Consider the following 20589-nt stretch of genomic DNA (forward strand, 5'->3'; position numbering starts at 1 on the left):
GACATAGGTGTTTAAAAATCGCTGCAAAAATACTTAAAATAAACCCCCGAAACGAACAAACCCACCAACACATCCAAGGATAAAAACCAAATTGCTGCGGAAAGCGCTTTTCCTGGAACGGCAGTGGCCGGGAAAAGCGAGGCGTCCGTGCCAGGGAGCGGCCAGGAAAAGGGCCCGTAAAGCAATACGGCGGCGCCTTTTGCCATATGCGGCGCAAAGCGGCCCCATCCCTCTATGGGAGCCAAGCACCTTTGGCCCCCACAACTTTTAACTACCTATTAACAGCACTGGGGTACAGGGTTGCCTACTTTTGGATTTGCAATACACTGCCTTGGTCCGTATGAATGGAAGTAAGCTTTTTTTATTGTCCTGTCTGTTGTTGGGCTGTGCAAATCGGGAAGATGGGTCCCGCTCCGTGCGTTTTGCCGGGGAAATCGTAAACCCCACCAGCGATCATGTAGTGCTCCTAAAGGGCAGGCACGTTCTGGATTCTGCCATGCTCGATGGCCAGAACCGTTTCTCCTTTGAACTGGACAGCCTGGAAGATGGGCTGTACAACTTTAAGCACGCCAGGGAATACCAGTATGTTTTTTTGGAACAGGGAGACAGCCTTCAAATACGGCTCAACACCACAGATTTTGACGAATCCTTGGTATTCTCCGGTGAAAATGAGGAGGTAAACAATTTTCTTCTGGAGCTTTTTCTGGCCAATGAGGAGGTGGAACGCTCCATGTACACCACCCATTTCGATTTGGGGGCAGAGGATTTCTCGCGGGAAGTGGAACGCCTTAGATCGGACAAGATCCAGAGCCTGAACGAACTGCTCGTGGAAACCCCCCTTAGTGAGAAGGCCCAGGAATTGCTCAGGTCCAGCATAGATTACTCCTTTTACCGGTTCAAGGAAATTTACCCCTTTGAGCACAAGAGAAAATTAAAGGAATCCACCCTGCACAAAATGCCGAATGATTTTTACGACTACAGAAAAACCGTAAACTACAACAACGAACGTTTGGTGTACCTCAGGCCCTACTATGAATTCATGAAATCGCACTTTGGGAACATCTCCTACATGAGCTGTGCGGCCGATTGCGGTGGTAACGGCGAGGCCATTAGAAACAAACTGCACTTTCACAAACACAAGCTGCACGTCATAGACAGCCTTGTAAAGGAAAAGGAACTCCGGGACAACCTTTTTAGAAATGTGGCCATCAACTATCTTTTAATGGAACACGATGTTCCTGAGAACAATGATGCGTTCATCGCGGCTTTTGAAAAAGTCTCCCACAACAATGAACATGCCGAGGAAATCCATGGCCTGTACGAAGCCGTCCAGAACATCATGCCCAACAATCCCTTGCCAGATGTGGCCTTGGTGGACGCTTCCGGCGACACGCTTTCCATTGCTTCACTGGCCAAGAACCACAAAGCCATTTATTACTTTTGGAGCACTGGGCAGAAGAACCATTACCGCGAACTTTTTAAACAGGTAGGGCTGTTGCGGCAGCAGCATCCAGACCATAGGTTCATTGGCATCTGCCTCAATACCGAACCCGGGAGGTGGCAAGCCGTTCTCAATGAGCAAGGTATGGACCAAACCACTCAGTACCGGGCCGCCAACCACAAGGAAACTACCGAGAAACTCGTGGTGTGGCCCATGAACAAGTGCATTGTGGTGAACAACGGCCTGGTGGTCAATGGCTTTGCCAACATCTACCATCCCTTCTGACCCAGACCACATCTCAACAACACGTTTACGCTTGCCAATCCCTAAAAAATCGATCACAGCGCTTACCTGCGCCCGATCACCAAGTTGCTGGCGAGGCGCCCATCACAAAAGACTTGATTTTATCGGGGTAGTTCAATACGAGTGTTCATTTCATCCTTTGGAATGTTTCAACAACATGGCCTCAAAGAGTTTGCCCGGCAAGAGGCGCTTGAGCACCACGGAAAACCGTTGTAAGGGCGCACCCACGGTGTAGTGTATCTTTGGGTTCTTGCGCTGTATGATGTACGCCACTTTTTGGGCCACGGCCAGCGGGTCTCCCCCACTGTCCACATGCGCATCTATGGCCTTTAGCATGTTTCCGTAAGCAGGATGGTAGGGAGATTGCTCCGATGCAGGGGCGTGGTACCTTCCGGCCGCTATTTTTGTGGCAAAATCTCCGGGCGCCAAAGTGGTGAACACAATGCCCGATCCCTTGGTCTCCAGTCGCAGGGCCTCGGTAACGGTGCCCAGGGCGCCCTTGGTGGCAGAGTAGATGCCCCGAAAGGGCAGGCCCATGTAACCGGCAATGGAGGTAATGTTTATGACCAGTCCGCCCCCCTGTTTACGCATGTGCGGCAGTACGGCCTTGATCAGGTGCAGGGGGCCGTTGAAGTTGGTATCGAACGCATTGAGCATCTCTTGGTGCGGCGTTTCTTCCACGGGTCCGGTGATGCCCACGCCGGCATTGTTCACCAGAACATCCACGCGGCCGGCTTCCTCCACCATTTTGTTTACCGCCCCCACCACACTTTGGGGATTTCTAACATCCATTTCCAACAAGGTAAAATCTGAAAAATTGGGATGGTTGGCCAAATTACGGGTGGTTCCATAAACGATGTGCCCCTTTTGGCTGAGCAGCCGCCCCATGGCTTTGCCCAAGCCGGAAGAACCTCCGGTGATCAAAATTACCTTTGCTTTCATAGGGGTGCAATTTAAGGCAATAGGTGTTGCTTTCAAAGCCCTGGGTTGGGAAGAGACGGGTAGAACGCCCATTTTTGGGCACAAAAAAACGGCAAGCTACCTACATCGCACCGCTACGACCGTATACCCTTGCTGCGTTCCCACCCTGGGGGATTCTACAGGAGCTGGTCGTGTAGGACTTGCCGAATGCAAATATACGATCTTTTAAAACTTTGTACCTCCTTTTTTCCTCCAAAATTTATGGGGCCCGTTCTCTTTTTTTACTTTTGGGCATTGGAAGTGAATTCATCACAAACCTGTGACCGAAACCATGAGAAGTATAAAAAACGCATGTTGGAGCCTAGCCATGCTCGCCCTTGCGGGATGCGGCAGTGGCCATCAGAAGGCTTCCTCCCTGTTCCAGATCACCCTGGACCCCAACAAATCCGCTTTCAACAAAAACGACCAAGTGGGCGTTTCCATAAACAATGCCAAAGGTCTGGACATTGAAAAGGTGGAATACCGAATGGACGGGAAGGTGCTTCCCGTGGTCGATGGGGCCATTGCCCTATCGCCCACCAAGCTGGGGAACAAACTCCTCAAGGCCACCATTACCTATGAAGGGGATACGGCCACGGTGACCAAAAAAATAAAGGTCCTTTCCAACGCCGCACCGGAAATTTTCACCTACGACATTGTCAACGAATTCCCGCACGACAACCGCGCCTATACCCAGGGACTGGAATTTCACGGGGACACCCTGTACGAGGGAACGGGAAAGAACGGCCGCTCTTTTTTGAGAAAGTACAACTTTGGGACCGGGGAGGTCTATGCCCAGATAGACCTGGCAGATCAATACTTTGGCGAGGGCATCACCATACTGGACAACAAGATCTACCAGCTCACATGGCGCAGCGGTTTGGGTTTTGTCTATGATCTGGGCACCCTGGAAAAACGAAACAATTTCCAGTACGGCGCCAGCAAGGAAGGTTGGGGCTTGGCCAATGACGGCAAGGTGCTCTACAAGAGCGATGGAACGGAAAGAATTTGGCTGTTGGACCCGGAGACCTTAACGGAAAAAACGTTCATAGAGACCGTGACCAACACCTCCATTTTCAACCAAGCCAACGAACTGGAATATGTAAACGGAAAACTCTATGCGAATGTGTACCAAAAACCAAGCGTCATGATCATAGACGCCCAAAGTGGCGCCATTGAGGCCGTGGTGAATTTCAGTGGGCTCAGCGAGTGGGTGACCAAGACCCCCAACTGGATCGAAACGGACAACGTGCTCAACGGCATAGCCTACCATCCTGGGCGAAAGACCTTTTTTGTCACCGGAAAGGAATGGGACAAATTGTTTGAGGTGCGCCTACGGAAAAAATAAGTAAACCACCTCGGGACAAATCCACGAGACATTGATAAGAAACTGAATTTTAATTTCGAGGCAAGCCTCGGATCAATCTGCCCTTTGCGGGTGCCCATGAAGACATACAGCAAGGAACTGATCGTTGCCCAGGATGACCTGGACGAACTGGAGCATGTGAACAATGTGCGCTATGTGCAGTGGATCCAGGATATTTCCAAGGAACACTGGCTACGGTGCGCGCCCCCCGCCTTGCGGGAGAACACCCATTGGGTGGTCATGACCCACCATATTCAATACAAGGCGGCAGCGGTTTTGGGAGACCCCCTGAGATTGGTTACCCACATAGAAAAAAGCCGGGGGGCCATCTCCGTCCGCGTGGTGCACATCCATCACGCCAAAACAAATACCCTTTTTGTACGTTCTTCCACTGAATGGGTGTTGTTGAATGCAGATACACAGAAGCCCATACGTATCCCTAAAGAGGTACAGGAGATTTTTTCGTAGTGTTCTGCCCCAAAGCTTTGGCCGTGTCCCGTAATGTGATCAACATAGTGTTTGTCTTTTTCCTTGTCCTTGCCCTGGGGGCTTGCCGTAAAGACTTTGAGTACGCGCCCAGCAACGGCCATCTGGCATTTTCACGGGACACGGTGTTCTTGGACACCATATTTGGCAATATTGGCAGTGCCACCTACCAGTTAAAAGTGTACAATACCACCCTGGATGCCGTTTCCATTCCCATCATTCAACTGCAAAAGGGGGCGCAGAGCGCGTATCGCATCAACGTGGATGGGGTTCCGGGCCACCTCTTTCGCAACGTTGTACTCAATGCCAAGGACAGCCTTTTTATCTTTATCGAGACCACGGCAACGGAGAACCCGGGCAACGCACCGCGCTTTTTGGAAACGGATGTGCTGCAGTTCGACACGGGACCGTTTTTACAGGAAGTGCCCTTGGTGACCTTGGTGCAGGACGCTATTTTTCTGTATCCGCCCACCCAAGCCGATGGCGAAAAGGAAATGATAGACCTTACCCTTGGCCCGGAACGGGAAACGCGGCGCCTTCCAGGCTTTGTCCTGGGGGAGCAAGATCTTTTTTTTGGCAACGAAAAGCCCTACGTCATTTATGGGCACGCCCTGGTGCCCCCAGGGAAAACCCTCATCATTGAACGGGGTGCCCGCGTCCATTTTCACAAGAATGCGGGACTGGTGGTGGCCAACGGCGCCAATATTAGCATTAGGGGACAATTGAGCCAGGACGCGGAGGTATTGGAGGGCGAAGTGGTGTTTGAAGGCGACCGGCTGGAACCGGCTTTCCAAGACGAGCCCGGACAATGGAGCGGTCTGTACCTTTTGGAGGGCAGTAGCGGCAACACCGTGGACCACCTTACCATTAAAAATGCCACGGTGGGCCTCTATGTGGAAGGGGAACAGCAACCCCCCGAGCCCAACCTGGTCCTTAAAAACACCGCCATTTACAACAGCTCAAAACATAACCTCTGGGCGCTAAACGCCTCCGTGGTGGCAGAGAACCTGGTGCTGGGGAATTCGGGAAATGCCTCCCTGCGCTGCTCCCTAGGGGGCAATTACCTTTTTGTGCACTGCACAATGGCCAACTTTTGGAACCGCGGTTTCCGCACCGATGCCGCAGTGCGCCTCTCCAATTTTTGGCAGGGATCCAGTGGAGCCGAGGTTTTGGAACGGCCGCTACGGGTCCGGTTCCGGAATTGCATCATAGACGGGAACAATGCCAATGAACTGAATTTGCTTACGTGGGGCAATGCCCCTTTTGAGCACCATTTTTCGCACTGCGCCCTACGGGTTCAAAGGGACAACGATGCGCTCGCGGGCAACGGCCTCTTCAATTTTGATGACGGCACCTTGTTTAACAATATCCATTTTGATCCCCGGCCCGATTACTTTTCCACCGCACAAAATGACTTCCGGATGGGGGTGGCTTCAGACGTCATTGGACTGGGGTCCTTGACCTATGCACAATCCGTTCCCCTGGACCGTTCCGGAAGCGATCGTACCCTGGCACCCGATCTTGGCGCCCATCAAGCCAGACCAAAGGAGTAAAATGCAAGTACCAGAACGGTTTTACGGGGCGCCATCGTCATCCCTTTGCAGCGGCAATCCGTAGGTAAGGAGTTTTGCTTCTGCCATTATATTTTTTTAGATCAAAAACCCTTGATTCACCATTTGACTTGGGATCGAAGGACGTAGGACCTAGGATGTTGTATTTGTAGTTCCATAAATTATGGAGACTTTGGTAATCCAACATATTTTTGGTCTTACGCAATACGTTCCAGGGTCCCAAGTCTGGTCAATAACATTTTCGTTTCCACAACATTCGTGGTAGCACCGGATTTTTCATTTTCATGGGAAAAAGATGATATTGGTCTCAGAGAAGTAGCTCAATATTGAGAAAACCCCTACCTTTTTGGGGCATTGACGTCATTTTACCAGCGTTTCCTTGGTTTTTATAAGGTTTTTCTAGGTGATTCTAAATCAGGGGCGTTGTATCTTGGAATAAATTTTAGTGTCCTTGTTGTATTCCTACGTCATTATCAATACCGATGCCGGTACACCCCTGCCCTTGCAAACCCTTTTGGAAGAGCACCAGGGCCTACGGTGTGCCCAAGAAACCGGATCGGTAAACGACGGGCTGAATGCCATTTTGAAACACGAGCCCCAATTGGTGTTCATGAATTTGGACGCGGATACCGAGGCACTGTTTAAAATGGTGCTGGAAATGCACCAGTACCTGGTGGGCCTTCCCAAGATCATTGGTGTTTCCACCACCAAGGCGCACGCTTATGAGGCCCTGAAAAACGGATTTTTCGATTATTGGCTGCGCCCCTTCCAGGAGCTGGACATCCGCAAGGGCATCTCCAAAATACGGAAATCGGTGCCGGTACCGGAGACCGTGGAGACCCTCTGTCTCAAATCCTACAAGGACTACCATTATTTGGACACCAAGGAAATACTGTACCTAAAGGCAGACAACAACACCACGGAGTTTTTCATGAAAGACGGCCGGGTGGTAAACGCCTACAAGACGCTCAAGAGTTTTGAGGGGCAATTGCCCAAGAACTTTATCCGCATTCACCAAAGTTATATCGTGAACACCCACTACATTACCCGGATCAATTTTGGGCGGTCCATGTGCGGCCTAAAATCCGTGAGCGATCCCCTGCCCTTTTCCAGGAGCCACAAGGAGAAGCTGCAAAAGCTCAAGGAACTCAAGACCGCGGGTTCCCTTTTGCACCTCAATTGAGAATTCTTCCAAAAGCTTGCCAAATTCTCACAGATCCCTACCGTTTGCTTGCTTGCCTCCCCTTTTTTTCGCCCAAGGGCCCTCTGCCCTTAGCTTCGTGGTATCATTATTTGTAAACCATAAAATATAGATACCATGAAAAAAGTAGTCAGTAGTATTGCCGTGGCCATCATGCTCTTGGGCCTAGCCACCACCGCCATCAACAACGCCGCCCAAGAAGTGGATTTCCTGAACGACTGGGAAAACTTGATTGCCTGTGGCAATTGCTCACAAACAGAGGATTTCCGGCGCGGTAAGGACGGCAGGCTCGCGTAGCCCTACTTTTTTAACACTGATACAAAAAAGCCCCGAACCTTGGTTCGGGGCTTTTTTGTATCTTGGCCCCACGAAAGAAATCCCCTGCCCCCTTTGTGAAAAACGTCCTTGTTTCTGTTTGTTTGTTCCCCTTGCTGGTATCCTTCCTGGGCACCGGACAGGGCCAGCCTGGGGGCGGAGCCGCCACCAGAGATCCCACTTTGGACAGTGTGACCCATTGGATGGCCCTGGCCGAACAACGCCATGTTTCCGAGCACCAACGTTATGACCATTTGGAACGCGCACTTGAGCTGGCCAAAGGCCTAAAAACGGACAGCATCCGCCTACAAAAACTAAGTGCCCTTTCCTATCGGCTCAGCCGCGGTGCGCGCAACGACCTGTTCAGAAGGGCCAACTGGGGCGCCCAGGACTTGGCGCGGAAATTAAAGGATTCATTGGCCCTGGCCAATAGCTATTGGGACTTGGGCGACCACCACGTTGTGGCACATGCACAGGACAGTGCCTATCTCTTCTATTCCAAGGCCCAGAACATCTTTTCGGCCCAAGGGGAGGCCCTGCTCTCGGCCCGGATGCTCATCCAGATGGCCAACCGGCAGGAAAAGGTCAAGGACTACCTGGGCTCCGAGGCCAACCTCTTCGCCGCCATTAGGATCTTGGAACCCCTAAAGGGGTACCGCCACCTGTACCGCTGCTACAATGGTCTGGGCATCGTGGCCAAGGACCTGGGGCAATTCAATAGGGCCATTGGGTATTACGAACGAGCCCGGGGCTACCTGCAAAAGCTGGATGGGGAAACCGTGGAACTGCTGCGGAACAGCAACAATATGGGGGTGGTCTATCGGCAGAAAAAAGATCATGCCAAGGCCATTAACTTTTTCCAAGAGATTACCCAACACCCCAACATCAAAGAAAACCATCCCGAACTTTACGGCATCGCCCTAAACAATTTGGCCTATTGCAAGATTAAGCTGAGAGACACCGCCAAGGTGTTGTCCATGATCGAGGAATCCGTGAAAATCAACGATAGTCTTGGCAACGTCATTTCATTGGCATCAGCCCATTCCACCTTGTCCGAATTAGCCCTAATACAAAAGGATACCAGTATGGCCATACATCAATCGCAAATGGCGGTGGATTTATCGAAAAAAGGCGGTGATTTTTATGGTTTGTTGAACGTATTGGCCTTTCTCTCCCAAATCCATCGCCGCAAGGCCCCGGAATATGCGGCCCAGTACATAAAGTTGAACGACAGCCTGCAACGGACCGAACGCCAATTGCTGAACAAGTTTGCCCGCATACGCTATGAAACCGACAATTTTATTGCCCAGAACAAGCAGTTGGAGGCAGACAACGAGCTGCTGGCACAGGAGAAACGGTTATTGGTCTGGCTGGCCGTGGGCTTCATTTCCCTGGGTGCCGCCATTAGCATGATGATCAGCCAACGCATCAAGAACCAAAAGTTTCGGTTCAAGGAACAACAGCAGCTCAACAACCAGGAAATCTTTAACCTTATGCTGTCCCAAAAACAAAAGGTGGACGAGGCCAAACGCCTGGAGCAGAAACGCATATCGGAAGAGCTGCATGACGGCATCCTGGGCAAAATGTTGGGGGCCCGCATGGTGCTCACGGGACTGAACAACAGCAATGGAAACGGAGCGGTACAAGAACGGGCGCAAGCCATAAGCGCGCTCAAGAACGTGGAAAACGAAATCCGTTCCCTATCGCACGAGCTTAGCCACAGTGCCTACACCAAAATGAACAACTTCATCAATTCCATTGCCATTTATTTGAAGTCCGTGGAGGACAACCATAGCGTGAAAACCCATTTTTTGTACGAAGAGCATTTGGAATGGGACGAACTGAAGGGGGAAATTAAGATCAACATTTACAGAATTGTACAGGAATCCCTACAAAATGCCATAAAACATGCGGCCTGCTCTAATTTCTTTCTTACCTTTGCCTGGCAAGAGGATACCTTGATGGTTGACATTAAGGATGATGGCCAGGGATTTGACACCAAACGGATGAAAAAGGGCATTGGCCTGCGGAACATAGGTTCGCGCGTGAAGAAGCTGGGCGGTAACTGGGAGATAAAGAGCGGGGAACAGGCCGGTACCCAGATCCAAGTGTTGATCCCCTTATCGGAAACCATCATCTTGGCCTAAAACCATCCCATCCTTTACCTTTAACTTAAATTTATTGACTTTGTATGAATGTGGTGCGGATATTGGCGGTAGATGATCATGAGATGACCACCACGGGATATAAGTACATTTTGGAAGACCACAACTTCCCCAATTTCCGGGTACGGGTGGAAACGGCCAAGAACTTTGACCTGGCGGCCAAGAAAATAAAGATGTCTGCCAAGGGCATCCCCTATGACATTGTGCTGTTGGACATTCGTTTGGACAAAGACCCTGATGAAGAAGCCAAGACGGGAATGGAGCTGGGTGCCATAGTGCGAAAAGAGACGCCTACTTCCAAAGTGGTGTTCATGTCCTCCTTTAGTGACAATTACCGTATCAACAGCATTTTTAAACAGGTAAATCCAGACGGGTATATGGTAAAATCCGAGATAGACGAATTGTCGCTCCGGACCATGGTGGATACCGTGATGAACAACGACCCCTACTACACGGCCGCCGCCTTGACGGCCATGCGACGAAAACTGGGAACGGACATCACCTTGGATGCCCAGGATGAAAAACTGTTGTTTTTGTTGTCCAAGGGCGTCAAGACCAATGACATTGCGCCAAAGATTTCCATGTCGCACTCCACGGTGGAAGCCAGAAAGCGACAGCTCAAGCTATTGTTTGGGGTGAAAAACGGTAATGACCTGGCCTTGATACACGAGGCAGAAAAGAGAGGGTTCTTATAAAGTTGGCGGTGCCAGAGGGAAGGTAACGCTTGTTTAAACAATAAAAAGTAGATTTCCCCATAGGGAATGTGGTTTCCCAAAGATTAGGGGTGTGTATCATAGTAAAATATGAAGAACCAATTTGGGAGCTTAAAAATGGTGGGGCCAAAGAACCAAATACATCGCGTAAAAACCGGGCCCGTTCCGAGCTCAGATGCCCAGGGATGGCCAAAGTTTTTCATCTTTTTTGGTGATAAACCCTGTTTAAATGCATTTTAGCACCAAAACCTTGGATATTCTAAGGTTTTCCTTGGTCGCTGCTGCCCAAATAACCACTACTTTAGATTAAAAATTACGTATGCCTTTAAATTATAGAAAATTGGAGCGTTTGGTGGGTGGTTTGGAGACGGATACCAACAACCTTTCATTTCTGAAGGAATTCATCAATGCCATTGAACGCGACTATTTTGGTAAAGTGTCCCTGCACCAACATACCAAGGAAGAGAGCGAAACCACCCTTACCATAGACATTAACTGTCCCTTTGGCCTCTCGGACATGATGGAGCATTTTGAGGGCAAGCGTTGGGGGCACTCCTGCCAGGACGCCCTGCCCTTTCAGACGGCCTTCCGAAAGCTTGGCCAGAGAAACAACAAAGAACTGGTAATCAGTGAGATGAATTTTATCTTGAATGACAGTCGCATTGTCATTAAAAGACTTTCCAAGCACAGTATTGTAAACGAACTGAACAATATCCTGGGCAAATTGTCCAAGCATTTCATTTACTTCACCAAGGGTTTTATGGAAAACCCCTTTGAAATCCATGTGCCCGTTTTTGAGGATATGAACACCCTACAGGACAGGACGTACAACCACACCCCCGACTACTTGGCATACCAAAACGGGAAGGTAGATGAGGACTACTACAAGTTCTGGGCAATTTATCTGGAATCTGAATTGGAAGCCCAGGTATATGACGTTACCGAAAGGAAATTTGTTCCCGTGGCGGACATAGACCTTTGCCTCTGACCGGACAAAACTTAAACTTCCGTCAATTATTCCTTAAACATAATTGTCCTAATTTGGGGCTAGGCCTTAAAAATGGGCCTGGTGGACATCATTGCGTGCACCTCTTTCCTAACTTTTGAAATCACCTCGCCATCCTCAGGGTTGGTCAGTATCCGATCGATGAAGTCCACTATGGCCTTCATGTCACCGGTACCGAGACCGCGGGTGGTGATGGCGGCGGTGCCAAAGCGGATGCCCGAGGTAACAAAGGGCGACTTATCATCAAAAGGCACCATGTTTTTGTTTGCGGTAATATCTGCCTTTTCCAAGGCCTTTTCCGCGTCCTTCCCCGTAATGTTCTTGTTGCGCAGGTCTATGAGCATCATGTGGTTGTCCGTGCCGCCCGAGATGATGTGATACCCTTTGTTCACCAATTCGGCGGCCATCGCAGCGGCGTTGTCCTTGACATTTTGCATGTAAACGGCAAAGTCATCGGTAAGCGCCTCCCCAAAGGCAATGGCCTTTCCGGCAATGATATGCTCCAAAGGCCCACCTTGGTTCCCGGGAAAAACCGCCAGGTCCAAAAGGGCGGACATCTTGCGCAATTTTCCATTTTTTAGGGTGATGCCAAAAGGATTCTCAAAATCCTGACCCATGAGAATGAGTCCGCCCCTTGGGCCTCTCAAGGTCTTGTGGGTGGTGGTGGTAACGATGTGGCAGTGCGGCAGGGGATCATTGAGCAGCCCCTTGGCAATAAGCCCGGAAGGGTGCGAGATGTCTGCCAGCAAAAGTGCATCCACACTATCTGCAATGGCACGGAAACGGGCAAAGTCCATATCACGGGAATAGGCCGAAGCCCCGGCAATGATCAGCTTTGGCCGTTCCTTGGTGGCCATCTCCTGAATCTTGTCATAATCCAACAATCCAGTGTCCTGCTCCACACCGTAGAATACCGGATTATAAAGCCTTCCCGAAAAGTTCACGGGAGAGCCATGCGTTAAATGCCCCCCATGGCTAAGATCGAAACCTAAAATGGTGTCGCCCGGTTTAAGACAGGCGTGGAACACGGACGCATTGGCCTGGGAGCCCGAATGGGGCTGTACGTTGGCATAGGCCGCACCAAAGAGTTCCTTGGCCCGGTCTATGGCCAATTGCTCTACCTTGTCCACCACCTCACAGCCGCCGTAATAGCGCTTGCCGGGATAGCCCTCGGCATACTTGTTGGTAAGTACGGAACCACAAGCCTCCATGACCTGGGGGCTGGTGAAGTTTTCAGAGGCAATGAGCTCTATTCCGTTCAACTGTCTATTGCGTTCTTCCTCTATGAGTTCAAAGATGCGATGGTCTCGTTGCATTTCAATGATTTAATGAGCTGCAAAAATACAAATAGCAAGCGGTTTATACCATTTTTTAAGCCCCACGCCCTTTTTTTTATCAAACGGTCATCAACAATTGGGCGTGGCCTGGTAGCATTGAAAGGAAACTACCTTGGGGCAAGCCCGCCAGGCATTCATAAGAAACTGTATTTTAATTTCAAGGAAAGCCTCGGAGTATAAAACCCTTTGGCCGTGCCAGTGAAATCCGCGCCATCCCTATGTTTTAAGAGGGCGGCACACTATTCCTCTTATTTTTCCGTTCCATAAGGACTATGGCCACGACGGACTCAGGAGATGGCCCTAAAACCGATCAAAAAACTCGTATATTATGAAACAAGCGTTCCTTTTTTGTGCGTTGGTGATACTGGCCGCCTGTAGTGGCGTAAAGCGTACACAGGAAGATCTGAACACCGGCAACTATGGCGCCGTCATGGACAGGGCCATCCGGAACATTGCCGAGAACAAGACCAAAAAAAGCAACCAGCCCTTTATTGTGCTCTTGGAATCTGCCTTTAAAAAGAACACCCAACGGGAATTGGGAACTATTGCTTTTTTGCAAAAGGACGGCAACCCGGCGCATTTTGACAAGATCTACCAAAGCCTTGCCTCCCTTAACAGTTTCCAAGACCGGATCTCTTCCTTGCTGCCCCTCTACATAAACGATGAGAACCGTGAGGCCAGGTTCCAGTTCAACAACTATGATGACGACCTTTTGGCGGCCAAGGACAACTTGGTGCACTACCTCTATGACAATGCCAATGCGGCCCTGGCCAATGCCCGTGGCAAGGCAGATTACCGAAACGCTTACGAAGACCTCACCTATTTGGATGGGCTGCACCCCAATTTTAAAAACACCCGCGAGCTCATGGCCCAAGCCCATGCCAAGGGCATCAGTTATGTGTTGATCGAAATACAGAACAATACCGATAAGGTGATCCCCGCCCGGTTGGAAGACGAATTGTTGAACATGAGCACCTATGGCCTTGATGACCACTGGACGGCCTACCACACCAACAAGGTCAATGTGGACTATGATTACTTAATGTCGCTCTCCTTTGATGATATCGCCATATCCCCCGAACAGATACGGGAGCGGCAAATGAGCAAGGAACGCCAGATAAAGGACGGGTACCAATTGGCCCGGGACACCAACGGCAACATTGTCAAGGACAGTTTGGGCAATGAGATCAAGATCGATCGCTTTAAGACCGTTCGTTGCGATTTCTACCAATTTACCCAATTCAAAAGTGCGCAGGTTACCGGAATTGTGAGCTTCACGGATTTAAGGAGCCAACAACAATTGGACCAATACCCATTGACCAGCGAGTTTATGTTTGAGCACAGTTATGCCAATTACGAGGGCGATAAGCGGGCCCTGGACAATGATCTTGTGGCCTTGCTGCAGCTGGCACGGGTACCCTTCCCCACCAATGAACAAATGGTGTATGATGCCGGTGAGGACCTAAAGAACAATCTCAAACAGATATTACAGCGCCAGCGCTTCCATCCTTGAACATGAACCCCTGGGGATTTTCTTGCGGGAAATGGCTTTGATCTCTGCGCCAAGGACCGGTCACTTGGATCTTTCTTGACCCATTTCAGAACCGGACGCTTTACGGCGCCCCTTCTCCTGGATCCATTTGGAGAGGTATTTGGTGCTCTGGAGGCTGTGGTGCTGCAAGAGCTGCCCAATCACGTTCTGCTCCCGATGCCGCTCCAGGTGGTCAAACATGGTGGCCAAGGTATCAAAGAATGGCGGTAGCAGCTGGGATCTGTTGTATAGGGCATTAAGAATTTCCAAGCCGCCTTGTTGGCACCGTTGCCAAAGGGCTTTGTTTTCGAAGAGCTCGGTCGCTTTTTGCACAAAACCATCCGTATCCTGCGCCACGCCACCCGACCAGGGCAAGCTACCGTGCATGCCCTCTGTCCCGATGTTGGAGGTGACACTGGGCGTGCCACAGCGCATGGCCTCCGTAAGCTTGCCCTTGATGCCGGCACCAAATCGCAAAGGGGCCAGATGTACCCGGGCCGCACCCAGGACCTTGGCCAGATCGGGCGCCCAGCCGTGCACCAAAAACCGGGTGGCCGGTTGGTGCATCTCCAAAATGTGCTGTGGCAGATAGGCTCCATAAATGTGCAGGGAAGCTGCCGGAAGCCGTTTGCGCAGCTTGGGCCAGATGTCATTTTTCAAGTACTTTATGGCGTCCAGGTTGGGGGCATGCTTACCGTTTCCAAAAAAGATAACATCCTGCCGCGTTTCCCATTTTTTCCAGTTTCCAGTGGTTTGGTCGGTAAGGGCCTCCAATAAAAAAGGCAAATGATACAGGATGTTGGCCATTCCCGGCCACAGGCGTTCCAAGAGTTCCTGCTCAAAGGTGGAGACCAACAGGCTAAGGTCGCAACGGTAAATGCTGGCCACCTCCCGTTTGGCCATATCGCTCCCAAGCCATCCGCGCTCGGTTGCTTCAAGACCTTTGGCATGGGCATGTTCCCGGTACTTCCGCAAAGAATGGAGATCTTCCGTATTCAATATGCGAAGCGCCTTGGGGCGCTGTTGGGCCACCCGCCACCCGAATTGTTCCTCTGTTATGAAACGATCAAAAAGAACCACGTCCGGCGCCAACTCGCAAATAAATTCATCAAAACTGGGGTGGTTCAACACAATGGCCCTTTGGACTATGCCCAGGCCTTGGGCCAGGTCTTCCGAGTGCGGGGTGCGCTGTGCCGTGCTGGCAAAGGTAATGGCAAAATCGCGCTCCTTGAAGGCGTGGAGCAATTGCAGCATCCGGTGCCCGGCGGCAGTGGTGTTGGGCTCGGGCCAGTGGTATCCTATGACAAGCAGTTTTTTCAAGGGCGCGGGCATAGTGTGTGTTGGTGGGATGCTCTTGCCCTTACAACATCTGGGCAAATTTTCTGGAAATGCTGCTCCGAAGCTTGCGCTCATAGTCCTCTTCCAGCCATTCCTTATAGTTTTTGGTGTTGTTCATGATGCAATAAGAATACTGCTTTACCCTATAGGAAATCTCTTCCTTGAGCTGTTTGGCCAATATTCTGGCATCAAAGACATCCTCTGCGTTCTCCACGCAGATGGTAGCGTGCTGTTCTATGCTGCGTTCCAGGACCAACTTGGATTTCTCGCCATTGGCAAAACTCTTTTTGTACTCGGCCTTAATATCAAAATCTATGTTCTTGCTCTTGGCAAATTTTGCCCGTAGGTCTGCCGGCATTTCGTACACAAACTCCTTTTCAATCTCCTCATCGTTCTTGATGTTCTCCAAATAAAAGTCAGGGAAATGGAAGATTTCCTGCCAATCCACCGGAGCGTCCCACAGGCCAAAACGGGCAATGTTGTTGCCCATGTCCACCACGGAGAACTCTTCCTTGTTGGGCAAGTACCTGGAGCCCCTTCCGATCATTTGAAAATAAAGGGTCAGGGAGCGTGTGGCCCTGTTTAGGATAATGGTCTCCACCGAGGGCTCATCGAAGCCTGTGGTAAGGATGCTCACCGAGGTAAGGATGGCATCCGGGGTATTGGAGAACCAGTCCAATATCTCCCTGCGCTCCGTGGCCGTGTTCTTGTTGTCCAAATGCCGTATGTTGAGACCGGCCTTCTTAAAAGTTTCGTAAACGTAGCGGGAGGTGTTGATCCCGTTGTTGAAGATAAGGGTCTTGGTGCCCTTGGCAATGTCGTTGTAGGCCGTGAGCAATTTGCCCAGCATGCTGTGGTTGCCGTAAAACTCGTCCGAGGACTTCACGGTATAGTCCCCGTTAATGCCCAATTTCAGGGTCTGCAGGCTCACATCATAACTGTACATGTTGGCCTTGGCCAAAAACTTGTTCTTCACCAGGGACGAAATGGACTCGCCAACGATCAACTGTTTGTAGTTGTCCTTCATGGGAAGTTTTATGTTGGAACTCAAGGGAGTGGCCGTGACCCCCAATATGGTGGCCTCGTCAAAATATTTGAAGAGCTTGCGAAAGGAGTTGTAGTGGGCCTCGTCTATGATGACCAGCCCAATGTTGTTTATGGCCACCTTTTCTTCCTGCAGTCTATTGTTCAAGGTTTCCACCATGGCCACAAAGCACATGAACTCGTCTTGATCCTCCAGTTCCTTTACCTCGCTGTTTATGATCTTATTGTTCACGCCAAAACCGTGCAGCATTTTGGAGGTCTGGTGGCTCAGCTCTATACGGTGCGTGAGCACCACCACTTTTTTTTGGGTCTTTTTAATGTAGCGCTTGGCAATCTCACTGAACACCACCGTTTTGCCACCACCCGTGGGCAATTGGTACAAGAGATTTTGGTTCCCCGGATTGTTGTCCAAGAACGCGAACACCTTTTTTAGGTCTTCCTTCTGATACGCGTAGAGCGCTTTTTCGGATGTTTTTTTTGTGGTTTCCAAATACTGCCAGAGATCCGTTTGGGTCGTTTTCAACAAAACCCTACAAATTTAGGGGATTTTTAAGCCATTGAAAAACTGAATTTCCGCAAGGGCGGAAAAGTTATGAAACAGTTGTTAATAGCAAAATCCCACAACAGTGTTCGTGACCTTTAATACAGCGGCAGGCCACCAGAGGGCATTTTGGACCCACAACGGCCTTAGAGACTTCTCCCGGGACAGGCTCTATACCAAAAATGGGACAAAATTCGGATTAGGAGCTGTAAATATATGAAATTCAACTATTTGTGGTTAAACTTTGAACTTCATAATTCTTTTCATGTCAAACGATGATTTTTTATTGGATATCGCAAAATCATACTCGCCAAGCATATTTATATGCTGCCAAGTCATAATGGAACTACTCCTTATTATATCTAGCAGGTTTTCATACTCTGATTTGTCATTGACCCTTGACAATTTATCGGAGATTGATAGGTAATTCCAAAGGATTATAGAATTTTGTATCAAGTGTCTGCAAGATAACGCAATTTGTTGATCATCTTTAGTGGCCACCTTGAACTCCTGATTCCGGGCAAAAAATACAGCATTCGCAAAATCATGGGACAATTCCACCTTGTTCAATTGTTTCGTTATAGCCTGCCTTAAAGAAGTTTCGGTAAGATACCTTAGAAGAAATATGGTTTTATAGATTCGCCCAAGCTCCTTCAACGCCCTATACAATGGGTGCTGTTTTGAATATGAACTGAGCCTTTTCAATATTTCAGAGGCCTTTGATTCCCTTAGCTTAATCGTACAAAGGAGCCGCAATATATTATCCCATTGCGAGCCAAGTAATTTATCGTCTATAAGCTTTGCTTTTGACGGTAAGAGAACATACCCTTTTTTTTCATACTGTTTCCTTCGATTAGTCCTAAAGGTGTACAGTAATTGGTTACTATAATTTTTGATTCTTGGTGCGAAAAAAATTCCCAAGGTATTACAGATACCAAATATAATCTCGCTATACCCATGGGTGTCAGTTGAGTGTATATCGCTCTCTATATCCGAATTATGCATCAGGCCGTCCAGAACATACCCCGCTTCCCGTTCCGAGGTACTTATTATCGTATTATAAAAAAGCTTGCTCTTCTCATCGATAAAACTATATGCGGATACGCCTTTTCCTGTCCCAAAATATTTAAAGGAATACCTCGCATGCATCGATGGGACTGAAACCCCAAATTTTTGACCATCGCTCGAAGTATGTAAAGTGTCGCTGTCCCTTAGAAAAATTTTGGGGAGGGACAAACTCTCCGTTACGGATAGGACACGTCGGTTGGCCTCCTCTATATTTTCTTTGCTAAAGTACCATCTCACGGCATATTCCAACTTGTCGGCACCAATACCTTTAGAAATCTTACCCATTTTTCGCACCCCTATATTACAACCAAGACCCATTAGAGCGGCAAATAATAAATCATCCGAAATCCCTCTTTTTGAAGTCTTTCTACTATAATGTGTAAATGCGTCTGACATTTTCGTGGTGTACTTCACATCGGAAAGTATTTTGATTAGAGGCACATATAAGTCCTTTCCTAATATTGCAGCACATCCTTCGGATTCATCCGTTGTTGTTCTAGGAGTAATGACTTTTGGTTTCCCATTTCGACCGATTTTAAGATTTTTGTTCTCTTCAGCCTTTTCATTGGCATTTTGAAATTGACTATCCAGACGCTCCGAGATGGACTTTAAAAAAGTATTGAAATCTTGAATATCCGATAGGTTTGCCCTTTCAATAATTTCATTTCTTGTTTCCGACCAGACCATGGGGTGTATAAGATATTCATCAATGGACCTGTACTTGTCGGAATGTTCAAGGTTGAGTGAGCCGGCCTTTATATGGTCGGAAACCGCTTTGAAAAGAAACACCTTATAGAGTCCCATTTGATCATCCTCCAAATCGGCAATGACCCATTTGCGGTCTTTCTCGGAAACAAAAGCCATAGGGGATTTTGGCTTAACCCTACCATTTCTGCCCTTATAATCGAGTATTGCCTCTATAATTGAATCATCGGATGTTAAAGGATTGAATTCCAAAGCCTGTAAGATACCACCTACCTTGTTCTGGATTTTTCTATAGCCTTTGGAAAGCTGGGCATAAAGCATATGTTCTCTAAGTCTTTTCACATTGATCGAATCAATTTTTGTCAATTCGTCCAAGAGTTCATCCTGAAAAGATTTTCCCCCGTTCGGTATTATTCCCATCAACTGCTGGATTTTTTCATTTTCGGCCAACCTTTCCGAGTATAGGATTTCTTGGGCTTGTATCATCCTTTCTTTGGAGGAAAAGATGATGTTCCTGAGCTTTGAGAAATTCCTTCCGCCTGCTTTTGGCCCTACCATTTCGCCACTTAAAAAATCCTTGGATACTATTTTCTCGGTTTTGTTCAGATACCCTTGAACAGATTGAAGAAAGGTATCAACAAAGAGGTCTTGGCGCAACCTGAATTGATATACAATAAAAGCTATGAGATATAACCTTTTTAATGGTTTGCTACTAATACTATCGAATTGTATATGCTCGGCCTTAATTAGCCAGACGGCATAATAGTTGAGTAGTTCCTTAGAAATAGCAAGGTTCTCGATGCTTCCCTTTAGTTCATTATGAAGTTCTTTGATTATCTTAAAGTCTTCTAGGCTTTCCCTAATGTGACTAACAGCCATTCTCTGGTCCTGTTTTTTCAGTTTGGTAATTAAATATGGGTTCTGCGGATTAACTTCGTCGGGGTTCGATGGAAGCAACATAAGACCGTCCAACAGGTCTTTTTGTTCGTCCGTCAATAATTTTCCAGTTTTTACAACAAGATCCGATTCAAAGGAGTTAAGCGCAGCGCTTATTGCTTCTGCGAAGACATAGTACTTCGGCCGTTCACTATGATGTTCTTCCAGAAAATCCAAAAGGGAATGGAAAATATCTTTCGGCCTTAGGGCATTGCGGACAAGTGCTCCAGCTTCCTCTTTGAAGATAGGCTCGAATGTTTTGAATGGACGGTATCCTAAGATATCAAGTATAATTGGGCGGTGTTTCAAGTAATTGGTATAATTTTCACTAGTTAGGTCCAAAGTTCGGCGTGTTCCCACCAGTTTAGAAACGTATTCTATATCCGAAATAAGTTAGCCATCCCCCGTTTTTTAGTTGAGCTTTAAATTCAGTTGCCCGGGGAACGGATCGGGCACCGCAATTTCTATTTTCCATCTGATCCTTACCGGCATCAGCAGTATCGATACCACCTTGCTTATCTTGTAATAGATGAAGTTGACGAGTTCCCGGGGCACGTTTTTG

At 48.7% G+C, this 20589-nt stretch carries 15 protein-coding genes and 1 other RNA gene; 10 read left to right on the forward strand and 6 right to left on the reverse strand.

The genetic code is table 11. From position 1 onward, the window contains the following. Nucleotides 1-340 precede the first annotated feature (340 nt). Nucleotides 341-1726, forward strand: coding sequence for a DUF4369 domain-containing protein (locus tag ACKWCC_RS17245; protein ID WP_413997213.1), 1386 nt, complete (start codon nucleotides 341-343; stop codon nucleotides 1724-1726). A 150-nt stretch (nucleotides 1727-1876) separates the two neighbouring features. Here ACKWCC_RS17245 and ACKWCC_RS17250 read toward each other — a convergent pair whose 3' ends face one another. Together ACKWCC_RS17250 and ffs are read right to left on the reverse strand one after the other, a co-directional pair. Beyond that, nucleotides 1877-2686 (reverse strand): SDR family oxidoreductase, encoded by an 810-nt coding sequence (locus tag ACKWCC_RS17250; RefSeq protein ID WP_413997214.1) that lies wholly within the window; start codon nucleotides 2684-2686, stop codon nucleotides 1877-1879. An 86-nt stretch (nucleotides 2687-2772) separates the two neighbouring features. Next, nucleotides 2773-2871, reverse strand: an RNA gene (ffs, locus tag ACKWCC_RS17255) — signal recognition particle sRNA small type. 125 nt (nucleotides 2872-2996) lie between these two features. Between ffs and ACKWCC_RS17260 the strand changes: the two genes are divergently transcribed. The 8 genes from ACKWCC_RS17260 to ACKWCC_RS17295 all read left to right on the forward strand — a co-directional run bounded on the left by ACKWCC_RS17260 (nucleotide 2997) and on the right by ACKWCC_RS17295 (nucleotide 11509). Next, nucleotides 2997-4052: a glutaminyl-peptide cyclotransferase gene (locus ACKWCC_RS17260; protein ID WP_413997215.1), complete on the forward strand. Its 1056-nt coding sequence runs from the start codon at nucleotides 2997-2999 to the stop codon at nucleotides 4050-4052. A gap of 96 nt (nucleotides 4053-4148) precedes the next feature. Continuing rightward, nucleotides 4149-4538 carry an acyl-CoA thioesterase gene (locus ACKWCC_RS17265; RefSeq protein WP_413997216.1) on the forward strand — a complete coding sequence of 130 codons (390 nt, stop codon included), beginning with the start codon at nucleotides 4149-4151 and terminating at the stop codon, nucleotides 4536-4538. Between the two features lie 23 nt (nucleotides 4539-4561). Continuing rightward, a complete protein-coding gene (locus ACKWCC_RS17270; protein ID WP_413997217.1) occupies nucleotides 4562-6109 on the forward strand; it encodes a right-handed parallel beta-helix repeat-containing protein in 1548 nt (515 codons plus the stop codon). Between the two features lie 463 nt (nucleotides 6110-6572). Further along, nucleotides 6573-7310 (forward strand): LytR/AlgR family response regulator transcription factor, encoded by a 738-nt coding sequence (locus ACKWCC_RS17275; RefSeq protein WP_413997218.1) that lies wholly within the window; start codon nucleotides 6573-6575, stop codon nucleotides 7308-7310. A gap of 135 nt (nucleotides 7311-7445) precedes the next feature. After that, nucleotides 7446-7625, forward strand: a complete 180-nt coding sequence (locus ACKWCC_RS17280; protein WP_413997219.1) for a hypothetical protein — start codon at nucleotides 7446-7448, stop codon at nucleotides 7623-7625. A 95-nt stretch (nucleotides 7626-7720) separates the two neighbouring features. Further along, nucleotides 7721-9790, forward strand: a complete 2070-nt coding sequence (locus tag ACKWCC_RS17285) for an ATP-binding protein (protein ID WP_413997220.1) — start codon at nucleotides 7721-7723, stop codon at nucleotides 9788-9790. 44 nt (nucleotides 9791-9834) lie between these two features. Beyond that, entirely contained in the window at nucleotides 9835-10503 is a 669-nt protein-coding gene (locus tag ACKWCC_RS17290) for a DNA-binding response regulator (RefSeq protein WP_413997221.1), read from the forward strand. A 337-nt stretch (nucleotides 10504-10840) separates the two neighbouring features. Further along, the gene (locus ACKWCC_RS17295) at nucleotides 10841-11509 is read left to right on the forward strand and encodes a hypothetical protein (protein ID WP_413997222.1); all 669 of its coding nucleotides are present in this window, start codon (nucleotides 10841-10843) and stop codon (nucleotides 11507-11509) included. A gap of 59 nt (nucleotides 11510-11568) precedes the next feature. Here the strand turns inward: ACKWCC_RS17295 and glyA are convergent, their stop codons facing one another. Continuing rightward, nucleotides 11569-12843, reverse strand: a complete 1275-nt coding sequence (gene glyA / locus ACKWCC_RS17300) for a serine hydroxymethyltransferase (protein WP_413997223.1) — start codon at nucleotides 12841-12843, stop codon at nucleotides 11569-11571. A gap of 349 nt (nucleotides 12844-13192) precedes the next feature. Between glyA and ACKWCC_RS17305 the strand changes: the two genes are divergently transcribed. Further along, nucleotides 13193-14377: a hypothetical protein gene (locus ACKWCC_RS17305; protein WP_413997224.1), complete on the forward strand. Its 1185-nt coding sequence runs from the start codon at nucleotides 13193-13195 to the stop codon at nucleotides 14375-14377. 60 nt (nucleotides 14378-14437) lie between these two features. On the opposite strand, the gene ACKWCC_RS17310 is transcribed toward ACKWCC_RS17305, so the two are convergent. From ACKWCC_RS17310 to ACKWCC_RS17320, 3 genes are all read right to left on the reverse strand, one after another. Beyond that, on the reverse strand, nucleotides 14438-15715 hold the full coding sequence (locus ACKWCC_RS17310) for a glycosyltransferase (protein WP_413997225.1): 1278 nt from the start codon (nucleotides 15713-15715) through the stop codon (nucleotides 14438-14440). A 40-nt stretch (nucleotides 15716-15755) separates the two neighbouring features. Next, nucleotides 15756-17300: a DEAD/DEAH box helicase gene (locus ACKWCC_RS17315; RefSeq protein WP_413997226.1), complete on the reverse strand. Its 1545-nt coding sequence runs from the start codon at nucleotides 17298-17300 to the stop codon at nucleotides 15756-15758. Between the two features lie 255 nt (nucleotides 17301-17555). Next, nucleotides 17556-20417 carry a Tn3 family transposase gene (locus ACKWCC_RS17320; RefSeq protein ID WP_413997229.1) on the reverse strand — a complete coding sequence of 954 codons (2862 nt, stop codon included), beginning with the start codon at nucleotides 20415-20417 and terminating at the stop codon, nucleotides 17556-17558. Between the last annotated feature and the right edge of the window lie 172 nt (nucleotides 20418-20589).

Origin of the sequence: Maribacter aquimarinus (assembly GCF_047345505.1) — a bacterium.
Classification (GTDB): Bacteria; Bacteroidota; Bacteroidia; order Flavobacteriales; family Flavobacteriaceae; genus Maribacter.